Source organism: Agrobacterium sp., assembly GCF_032092815.1.
Classification (GTDB): domain Bacteria; phylum Pseudomonadota; class Alphaproteobacteria; order Rhizobiales; family Rhizobiaceae; genus Agrobacterium.
Window position 1 is genome coordinate 38,009 of sequence record NZ_DAMDBP010000031.1, and the last position, 8,470, is coordinate 46,478.

The 8,470-nt window shown below is 55.9% G+C and carries 11 protein-coding genes and 1 tRNA gene; 11 read left to right on the forward strand and 1 reads right to left on the reverse strand.

The window, feature by feature from the left end:
* The first annotated feature begins 198 nt into the window (after nucleotides 1–198).
* Nucleotides 199–1,383 (forward strand): hypothetical protein, encoded by a 1,185-nt coding sequence (locus RT613_RS16995; RefSeq protein WP_313617211.1) that lies wholly within the window; start codon nucleotides 199–201, stop codon nucleotides 1,381–1,383.
* Nucleotides 1,384–1,516: 133 nt separating this feature from the next.
* Here the strand turns inward: RT613_RS16995 and RT613_RS17000 are convergent.
* A tRNA-Thr gene (locus tag RT613_RS17000) sits at nucleotides 1,517–1,591 on the reverse strand.
* Nucleotides 1,592–1,745: 154 nt separating this feature from the next.
* On the opposite strand from RT613_RS17000, the gene RT613_RS17005 reads away from it, so the two are divergent.
* The 10 genes from RT613_RS17005 to RT613_RS17050 all read left to right on the forward strand — a co-directional run.
* Entirely contained in the window at nucleotides 1,746–2,009 is a 264-nt protein-coding gene (locus RT613_RS17005; protein ID WP_313617213.1) for a hypothetical protein, read from the forward strand.
* 104 nt (nucleotides 2,010–2,113) lie between these two features.
* Nucleotides 2,114–3,406 (forward strand): UDP-N-acetylglucosamine 1-carboxyvinyltransferase, encoded by a 1,293-nt coding sequence (gene murA / locus RT613_RS17010; protein ID WP_313617215.1) that lies wholly within the window; start codon nucleotides 2,114–2,116, stop codon nucleotides 3,404–3,406.
* Nucleotides 3,407–3,543: 137 nt separating this feature from the next.
* Complete coding sequence (locus RT613_RS17015) at nucleotides 3,544–3,981, forward strand: DUF2948 family protein (RefSeq protein WP_313617216.1); 438 nt, start codon at nucleotides 3,544–3,546, stop codon at nucleotides 3,979–3,981.
* Between the two features lie 140 nt (nucleotides 3,982–4,121).
* On the forward strand, nucleotides 4,122–5,420 hold the full coding sequence (hisD, locus tag RT613_RS17020; protein ID WP_313617218.1) for a histidinol dehydrogenase: 1,299 nt from the start codon (nucleotides 4,122–4,124) through the stop codon (nucleotides 5,418–5,420).
* Between the two features lie 3 nt (nucleotides 5,421–5,423).
* Nucleotides 5,424–5,897: a UPF0262 family protein gene (locus RT613_RS17025; protein WP_313617220.1), complete on the forward strand. Its 474-nt coding sequence runs from the start codon at nucleotides 5,424–5,426 to the stop codon at nucleotides 5,895–5,897.
* Nucleotides 5,898–5,906: 9 nt separating this feature from the next.
* Nucleotides 5,907–6,386 carry a low molecular weight phosphatase family protein gene (locus RT613_RS17030; RefSeq protein ID WP_313617222.1) on the forward strand — a complete coding sequence of 160 codons (480 nt, stop codon included), beginning with the start codon at nucleotides 5,907–5,909 and terminating at the stop codon, nucleotides 6,384–6,386.
* A gap of 118 nt (nucleotides 6,387–6,504) precedes the next feature.
* Nucleotides 6,505–6,723 carry a translation initiation factor IF-1 gene (gene infA / locus RT613_RS17035; protein WP_027673809.1) on the forward strand — a complete coding sequence of 73 codons (219 nt, stop codon included), beginning with the start codon at nucleotides 6,505–6,507 and terminating at the stop codon, nucleotides 6,721–6,723.
* Nucleotides 6,724–6,845: 122 nt separating this feature from the next.
* Nucleotides 6,846–7,469, forward strand: a complete 624-nt coding sequence (locus tag RT613_RS17040) for a Maf-like protein (protein ID WP_313617223.1) — start codon at nucleotides 6,846–6,848, stop codon at nucleotides 7,467–7,469.
* A 5-nt stretch (nucleotides 7,470–7,474) separates the two neighbouring features.
* Entirely contained in the window at nucleotides 7,475–7,678 is a 204-nt protein-coding gene (gene yacG / locus RT613_RS17045) for a DNA gyrase inhibitor YacG (RefSeq protein WP_313617225.1), read from the forward strand.
* Between the two features lie 27 nt (nucleotides 7,679–7,705).
* Nucleotides 7,706–8,470 (forward strand): DUF6030 family protein (locus RT613_RS17050; RefSeq protein WP_313617227.1); only part of this gene is annotated, 765 nt, incomplete at its 3' end.

The following is an 8,470-nucleotide window of genomic DNA, read 5'->3' on the forward strand; positions in this document are numbered from 1 at the left end:
GTCAACAATATAAGAGTGATCGTGCCACACAAGTCAAAATCATTGATAGCTTCACTGTTTTGAGACAGCATCGAGCCGCCCGAGTGCTTGTTTTCCCGGGATCAATGATGCATTTGATTAGCTTAGAGCTTGTGATTGCCAAAATCTGACGATAGCGATTGCACAAGAATCAACTGAGACGTCAAAAAAGGGCCCTGAGTGAGCGGACTGGAAACGGCAATTCGCAATGCGCTTGAGAAATCGGACCGGGCAAATCCTGAGGTGCGCGCGCGCATCTACCAGTCATCCCGCCAGGCTCTTGAAGCGGGCATGCGTAAGCAGGGCATGAATGACCCTGAGGTTATTGCCCAGCAGCGCCACCGTCTCGAAACCCTGATCCGCGAAATCGAAACGCAGGAACGCGACCGACTTCTCGACAAGATCGAATCACATCTGGCGAGGCCGCCCTCACCGGAAAGCCCTGACGTCGCGCCACCTGTTTCCGCGCAGCGCACGGCTCCCAGCTTCACCGAATCGGTTGAGCCGGAAATGCGTGCAGCGCCTGCTGATGAGTATGACGCAGCGCCAAGTCTTGATGACCATGACAGGCATTATCCGCGCGCTGAAGCGCCGATGCATGATGCCTACCCGGCAGCACCCGCACCACAGCGTGCATCAACGGCGGCCACAGATAGTGGAACCGGTTCTTTGGCTTTCAAGCCTGAACGCGCTGCGCGCCCGAGAAAAAGACGCGGCTTTTTTGCACGCCTGCTGATTACCTCGGTCACCCTCGCCTTTATCGGCATGGGTGCATGGTGGGTATATTCGTCAGGCCTGCTGTTGAGCGATGCAGAGCGCGATACCAGCGTGCCAAACCCGCCGGCGCAGGTCGAATCAGAAGATTTCCAGGGCAACGCCCCCACCCCAGCTTTTGATCCGGGCCGTGGTTTTTCCGATGACTGGGTGGAAATCTACCATGCAGACAAGCGCGGACAGGGTTTGACGGCCGGTTCATCCGCCAGCGTCGAGCAGATTGCGACTGCCGCCGGTGTTGCAAGCCGCATTACCTCCAAAACACCATCGGCGCAGGGCAATGTCAGCATTGAAGTGCCGGTCAACGTGCTTCAGGAGCTTGCCGGCAAGTCTTCGACCATTGCCGTCACCTTGCAGTCCTCGACCGACCGTCAGACACAGGTGGCCATCAGCTGCGACTTCTCCAGCCTGGGTGATTGCTCACGCCACCGCTTTACGGCAACGCCTGAAAAGGCTGACCTGCTGTTTCGTGCGACATTTGAGAGATCGTTGGTACCAAACCAGCCCGGTCATTTGCTGATCAACAGCGATATTGATGGCAACGGACTACCGGTCAATATTTACTCCGTGCGCATTCTGCCGGGCCAATAAGGCTTTCCAACAGATTCGAAGATTCCTTTCGCGCGAGAAGAAATTCTTTTTCTTGCGCCAAGACATACGCATAGACGCGATTAACCCCTATCAGGTTAACTGTGAAAATCATCAATTATTTTAATGAGGTAAATGGTGCTGCTAGAGAGATTTGAACTCTCGGCCTCTCCCTTACCAAGGGAGTGCTCTACCCCTGAGCTATAGCAGCATCCGGTGTCTGACTTCGTCTCGACACTTAAAGCGTGGCGCCTATTGCCATAGGTTTTTCCCAAGCGCAAGCAGCAATTTGATAGTTATTCACATAGCGGTGCAAAAAATTACCGGCTCTATGGATTTGAGGATTTTTCCGATAATGTCGAAACATGACTGAAGACACCACAAAACAAGGGCTCGAGCCCATTTCCTCCTCCGCTGATGACACCGCACAGCCACTTGAGCAAAAAATTGCAAAAAAGGGCGACCGCAAAGATCAGGTGAAAGAACGCGAGGAGCAGCGCCGCGCGCGCGCCGCACAAAAGCTGCGCGAGAACCTGCAACGGCGCAAACATCAGGCCCGGGCACGACGTTCCGGCGAAGAAGATGACACAATCGGTTTGCCTGCCGCAAAAACGGACGAATCGTGCTGACAAGAAATCTGACAGCCAAAATTGCAACGCTGCGGGATTTCGTCTAAGGACACCAATCCTTCACAAAGGCACGAGAAAGGCGGGCGCAAAGCCCGTAGGGACGTATGGATCGCATCAAAGTAACCGGCGGCAACAAACTTAACGGCATTATTCCGATTTCGGGTGCCAAGAATGCTGCCCTGCCGTTAATGATCGCCTCGCTGCTTACCAGTGATACCCTGACACTTGAGAACGTGCCGCATCTGGCCGACGTGGAGCAGTTGATCCGCATTCTCGGCAACCACGGCGTTGATATTTCCGTCAATGGTCGCCGCGAAAGCCAGGGCGAATCCTATTCGCGTACCGTTCACTTCACGTGCCGCACCGTTGTTGACACCACCGCTCCTTACGAGCTGGTTTCCAAGATGCGCGCCAGCTTCTGGGTTATCGGCCCGTTGCTTGCTCGTGAAGGCAGAGCACGTGTTTCGCTGCCAGGCGGTTGCGCCATCGGCACACGTCCGGTTGACCTGTTCATCGACGGTCTGCAGGCGCTTGGCGCAACGATGGAAATCGATGGCGGTTACATCACTGCCACTGCACCAAAGGGCGGCCTGGTTGGCAACAGCTACACCTTCCCCAAGGTATCGGTTGGCGCAACCCATGTGATGTTGATGGCAGCCACGCTCGCCAAGGGCACGACGGTTATTCACAACGCAGCCAAGGAGCCTGAGGTTGTTGATCTGGCCAAGTGCCTCATCGCCATGGGCGCCAAGATCGAAGGTGCGGGCACATCCACCATCACCATTGAAGGCGTGACATCGCTTTCCGGCGCACGCCACCGCGTGCTGCCAGACCGTATTGAAACCGGCACCTACGCCATGGCTGTGGCCATGACCGGTGGTGACGTGGTGCTGGAAGGCACAAGCGCTGCCCTGCTGGACACGGCCCTTGAAACCATTCGCCGTTCGGGTGCCACGATTACCGAAACCGAAAGCGGTCTGCGTGTGGTGCGCAACGGCAATGGCATTCAGCCGGTGGATATCGTCACCGAACCGTTCCCCGGTTTCCCAACCGACCTGCAGGCACAGTTCATGGCGCTGATGACCCGTTCACAGGGCGTGGCGCATGTGACCGAAACCATTTTCGAAAACCGCTTCATGCATGTGCAGGAACTGGCACGGCTTGGTGCCAAGATCACATTGTCTGGCCAGACAGCGCGCATTGAAGGCACAGAGCGCCTGCGCGGTGCACAGGTCATGGCGACGGACCTTCGCGCATCGGTTTCGCTCGTTATTGCCGGTCTGGCCGCAGAAGGCGAAACGGTTGTGTCACGCGTTTATCACCTAGATCGCGGCTTTGAGCGCCTTGAAGAAAAACTGACCCGTTGCGGCGCACTGGTTGAGCGCATCAGCGACTGACCTGGTTGTCATCTCACGTTGATCTTGCGTTGCGCATGCAGTTGCGCAACGCCGCCTGATTTCCTATCTCCTTTACAAGACACACAGAACACTGGTGCAGGCGGGCATATGCCGCCTCCGCCTCAAGGAATGGAACGATGGCTGACCTTAAACTTCTGGCGCTGGATGGCGAAGATCTCGCCGTTATTTCAACCCATATGCAAGACAGCGTTTTCAAGCTGGCAGATGCATCCTACGACGCAAAGCGCGGTCAGTTTGCCGTTTCCGTCAACCGCTTCGTCTGGGAAACCTCTTCGGCCAAAGGCCGGCCTTTCGAGCGCAGCCGCGCCGTTCTGGTTTTGAAGCGTGTTCAGGCCGTTCGATCTCACGACATTGACCGTAACAACAAGGATGCGGTTCACTCGCTGCTTGCCATCCGTTTCACCGCAAAGGGCGATGGTCCGGACGGCACGATCGAGTTGACGCTTTCCGGCGGCGGCGCAATTGCACTTGATGTGGAATGCATCGAGGCACAGTTGGCGGATGCCAGCGGCTCCTGGGAAACCGCATCAAAGCCGCAACACGCCGACGAATAACAGGCACACAAATTTAACTCGGCGGATGTTGCACAAAACATCCGTTTCGATCTATGCCGCAGCCCTGAAATCGCTATACACTCGGTGTGATATGCAATACCCCGCCAGCGCAAGTGGCGGGGCATGAGAGGGTTCAAGACGTGGCAATCTGGCTGGAACAGACATCCGAAACGTTCGAAAAGACTTTTGCGGATTTCCTGACAACCAAACGTGAAGTTTCCGAAGATGTGAACGCAACCGTCCATGCCATCATTGATGATGTCAGGAAACGCGGTGATGCGGCGCTTGCCGATTATTCCTTGCGCTTCGACGGGCTGGACTTTTCCAAGGTTCCGATGCGCGTCAGCAAGCAGGAAATTGCTGACGCTGTTGATCTGGTTGATCCGGCGGTTGTCGACGCGCTGAAACTGGCTGCGAAGCGTATCGAGAAACATCACGCCCGCCAGATGCCAAAGGATGATATCTACGAAGACGATATTGGCGTTGGTCTCGGTTCCCGCTGGACGGCCATTGAAGCCGTTGGCCTTTATGTGCCGGGCGGTACGGCAAGTTACCCAAGCTCGGTGCTGATGAATGCCGTTCCGGCCAAGGTTGCTGGCGTGGAGCGCATCGTCATGGTCGTTCCGGCCAATGGCGGCAGCATCAATCCGGCTGTTCTGGCCGCCGCCCACATTGCTGGCGTTGAAGAAATCTACCGAATTGGTGGCGCACAGGCCGTGGCGGCGCTGGCTTACGGCACGGAAAGCATTGCACCGGTTGCCAAGATTGTCGGCCCGGGTAATGCCTATGTGGCCGCGGCAAAACGACAGGTCTTCGGCACGGTCGGTATCGACATGATTGCAGGCCCTTCCGAAGTGCTTGTCATTGCCGATAAGGACAACAATCCGGACTGGCTGGCCGCCGACCTTCTGGCGCAGGCCGAACATGACCGTGGCGCGCAGTCCATTCTGATCACCGATGATGCAGAACTTGGTCATGCGGTGGAAGCGGCCGTTGAGCGACAGTTGGAGCTGTTGTCCCGTTCGGAAACGGCAACGGCAAGCTGGGCCGATTTTGGCGCCATCATCATCGTGCCTGACCTGGCAGCCTCCATTCCGCTGGCAAACCGCATTGCGGCCGAACATCTGGAACTTGCCGTGGAAGATCCGGATGCCCTGATCAGCAAGGTCAGAAATGCCGGAGCGATCTTTGTTGGTCGCCACACGCCTGAGGTGATCGGTGATTATGTCGGCGGATCCAACCACGTTCTGCCAACGGCACGATCTGCCCGTTTCTCGTCCGGTCTCTCGGTTCTGGACTTTGTGAAGCGCACCTCGATCCTGCGGCTTGGTGCAGAGCAGTTGCGTCAATTGGCACCGGCCGCCATCACTCTTGCCCATTCAGAAGGGCTGGATGCGCATGCCAAGTCGGTGGCCATACGGCTCAATCCAGAAGGGTGATGAATGGCAACAGACGCTTTCAGGCTTTGCGACGTCATTCTGGATGAGAGCATTGGTCGCTCCACGCCGGATGTCGAGCATGAACGCGCCGTTGCCATTTTTGACCTGATTGAAGAAAACAGTTTTGAGCCGCTTGGTCATACCGGCGGCCCCTACCGGCTTTATATTTCGCTGGTTGAGGCCAAGCTGGTTTTTTCCATAAAAAGCGAAGACGACAAGGATGTGGCAACCCATATCCTGTCGCTGACACCGTTCCGGCGGATCATCAAAGACTATTTCATGATCTGCGAAAGCTATTATGAAGCGATCCGTTCGGCCACGCCGAGCCAGATCGAGGCTATCGACATGGGGCGTCGCGGCATTCACAATGACGGTTCGCAAACCCTGATGGACCGCCTGTCCGGCAAGATCAAAGTCGATTTCGATACGGCGCGCCGCCTGTTCACCCTTGTCTGTGTTCTTTACTGGCGGGGCTAGGTCGGAGTGATGATCGATCCTTCAGCCACCCACACTGAACCCAAGGCTCCGCGCGCCATCCTGTTCATGTGTGGCATGAATTCCATCCGCTCGCCGATGGCCGAGGTCATTGCCAAACAACTGATCGCGCCTGGCATTTATATTCAATCGGCCGGTGTGCGCTCTGGTGAGCGCGATCCTTTCGTGGATGTGGTGCTGGATGAGGTTGGCCTGACGCTTGGCAAACACAAGCCGCGCACGCTGGAAGAAATCGAAGATGATTTTTTCGATCTCATCATTACATTAACACCAGAAGCACATCATTCCGCGCTTGAACTGACCCGTTCCAACTCGCTCGATGTGGTCTACTGGCCAACCATGGATCCGACGGTTATATCGGGCACGCGCGAGCAGATTCTGGATGCATATCGTGACGTGCGGGATTACCTGACACGCATGATTAATGAGCGATTGCCAACCCGCGGCAAACCCTTCTCGGAGACGGTTTGAAACAATTGCAGATTTCGTGAACTGCAAGGTTCACAAATGGGTGGCGATTGTGTAGTTTCCGCCCAATTTTCCCGGACTTATCCGTCCGGCATAGATAGAACAGAAAGAAAACCTCCACATGACAAAAGAAGAAGTCCTCGAATTTCCGGGTGTCGTCACCGAACTTCTGCCAAACGCGACCTTCCGCGTGAAGCTGGAAAACGAACATGAAATCATTGCCCACACTGCTGGCCGCATGCGCAAGAACCGTATTCGCGTTCTGGCAGGCGACAAGGTTCTGGTGGAAATGACCCCTTACGACCTGACCAAGGGCCGTATTACGTACCGCTTCAAATAAGACCATAGGGCTGGCGCATCGCTCCGGAATTATGAAGCGAGTTCGGACAACACGGTGCGTCGATAAACAGGGTTGAGCGCTTTTTTTAAGCGCACGGCACTCGAGAAGCGGCTGGGGCATTCATGACGGCACTCACTCAAAAGCTGATACTGGCGTCCGGATCACCGCGCCGGCTGGATCTTCTCAACCAGATCGGAATCAAACCTGCGCGTTTGATGCCGATGGATATTGATGAAACGCCGGTGCGTCTTGAGCATCCCAGAACCCTGTGCCGCCGCCTCTCCCTGCAGAAGGCGCAAGCTGCCTATGCTGCCATCAAGGGTGAGCTGAGCTGGAGCGATGCCTATGTGCTGGGCTCCGACACTGTTGTTGCCGTTGGACGGCGCATTGTCGGCAAGGCGGAATATGTCGAAGAAGCGTCTGCGGCGCTGCATCTTCTGTCCGGTCGCAGCCACTGGGTCTATACCGGCATTTGCCTGGTAACGCCCGGCGGCAAGGTCCGCCAGAAGATTGCGGAAACGAAAGTTCGTTTCAAACGCCTGTCCAGCAGTGAAATCGACAATTATATTGCCTCCGGGCAGTGGCGTGGCAAAGCCGGTGCCTACGGCATTCAGGGCATTGCTGGATGTTTCGTCCAAAAATTGACCGGTTCCTATACCAATGTGGTGGGATTACCGCTCTATGAAACAGCAACATTGCTGGCTGGAGAAGGCTTTGATGTCGCGTCCGGCTGGGTGGAAGGCTGATACGGATGACCACGACTGGAAATGTAACCCCTCTTCGCAAAACGCAGCCATGCCCGGAATGCGGGCACCCGTCCACGCGGGATAATTATCCCTTCTGTTCGGATCGCTGCCGTTCTCTTGATCTTTCCCGCTGGCTTAAAGGCTCCTATGCCATTCCGGTGGCGGAAGATGAAAGCAAGGCGATGTCCGAACGTCAGGGTGATGAATAAGTTAAAGCGTTGCCGGGAACAGTTCGGATGGACAATCATCCTCTCAAACGGAAAAGCCGGACGCTTCCAATCCTGATTTCCATAGCACTGGCCTGTGCCGCCATCGGCACGCCACTGCTGCTTGCCAATGACAAGCGACATCTCCGCTCCCTGCTCGACTATTTCCACATAGACTGGCTGCACCCCAAGCCAGTGGTCGAGGCTACGCCGGAGACAAAAACTGACCGACCGCAAGCTGCACAACGTCCGCCCGTTCCGGCGCGGCTGGTGCTTCCTGTCCTCAATGACCTGCCATCCGCCTTCGTTCGGGAATTTCGCATCAATGGTCAGACATTGTGTGAGGTGTTTGCGCAAAGCGGTTTTGTGATTGCCGAAGGGGGCTGGCAGGCCAGCCCTTTCGATATCAATACCTATGAATGCCTTGCCGAAGAAATGCATGCGGCAACCGACGGCAGCAATGATTTCGCGTCGTTCTTTCTGGATATCAAGGGCGCAGCGGACGGGCGGATCACATCACTGCGCATGAAGATTGCCAGTCCCGCAACAGATGACGGCAAGCGTATGCGCGAACAACTGGACAAGGCTTTGACCCTTGCTGCCGGGCAACTGCGCTGGACGGACCTGCCGCAGACCCTTGCAGCGGAAGATTATGATACCAACCATTTCGGCATGCGCGTTTCGATCAAACGTGAGTTCAACAATCAGGACCGTTACAATATCCTGATTGTTCCGACAGACCGAAGCGCTGAGCTGAAGCGCACCCGCAACTTCTTTGATACGGCACAGTGGCTT

Bases quoted from the DNA above. Each gene is read 5' to 3' on its own strand.
- RT613_RS17015 (WP_313617216.1), top strand. From the start codon at position 3,544: ATGGCTGACCTTAAACTTCTGGCGCTGGATGGCGAAGATCTCGCCGTT.
- RT613_RS17030 (WP_313617222.1), top strand. From the start codon at position 5,907: ATGATCGATCCTTCAGCCACCCACACTGAACCCAAGGCTCCGCGCGCC.
- RT613_RS17005 (WP_313617213.1), top strand. From the start codon at position 1,746: ATGACTGAAGACACCACAAAACAAGGGCTCGAGCCCATTTCCTCCTCC.
- murA (WP_313617215.1), top strand. From the start codon at position 2,114: ATGGATCGCATCAAAGTAACCGGCGGCAACAAACTTAACGGCATTATT.
- yacG (WP_313617225.1), top strand. From the start codon at position 7,475: ATGACCACGACTGGAAATGTAACCCCTCTTCGCAAAACGCAGCCATGC.
- RT613_RS17025 (WP_313617220.1), top strand. From the start codon at position 5,424: ATGGCAACAGACGCTTTCAGGCTTTGCGACGTCATTCTGGATGAGAGC.
- RT613_RS17040 (WP_313617223.1), top strand. From the start codon at position 6,846: ATGACGGCACTCACTCAAAAGCTGATACTGGCGTCCGGATCACCGCGC.
- infA (WP_027673809.1), top strand. From the start codon at position 6,505: ATGACAAAAGAAGAAGTCCTCGAATTTCCGGGTGTCGTCACCGAACTT.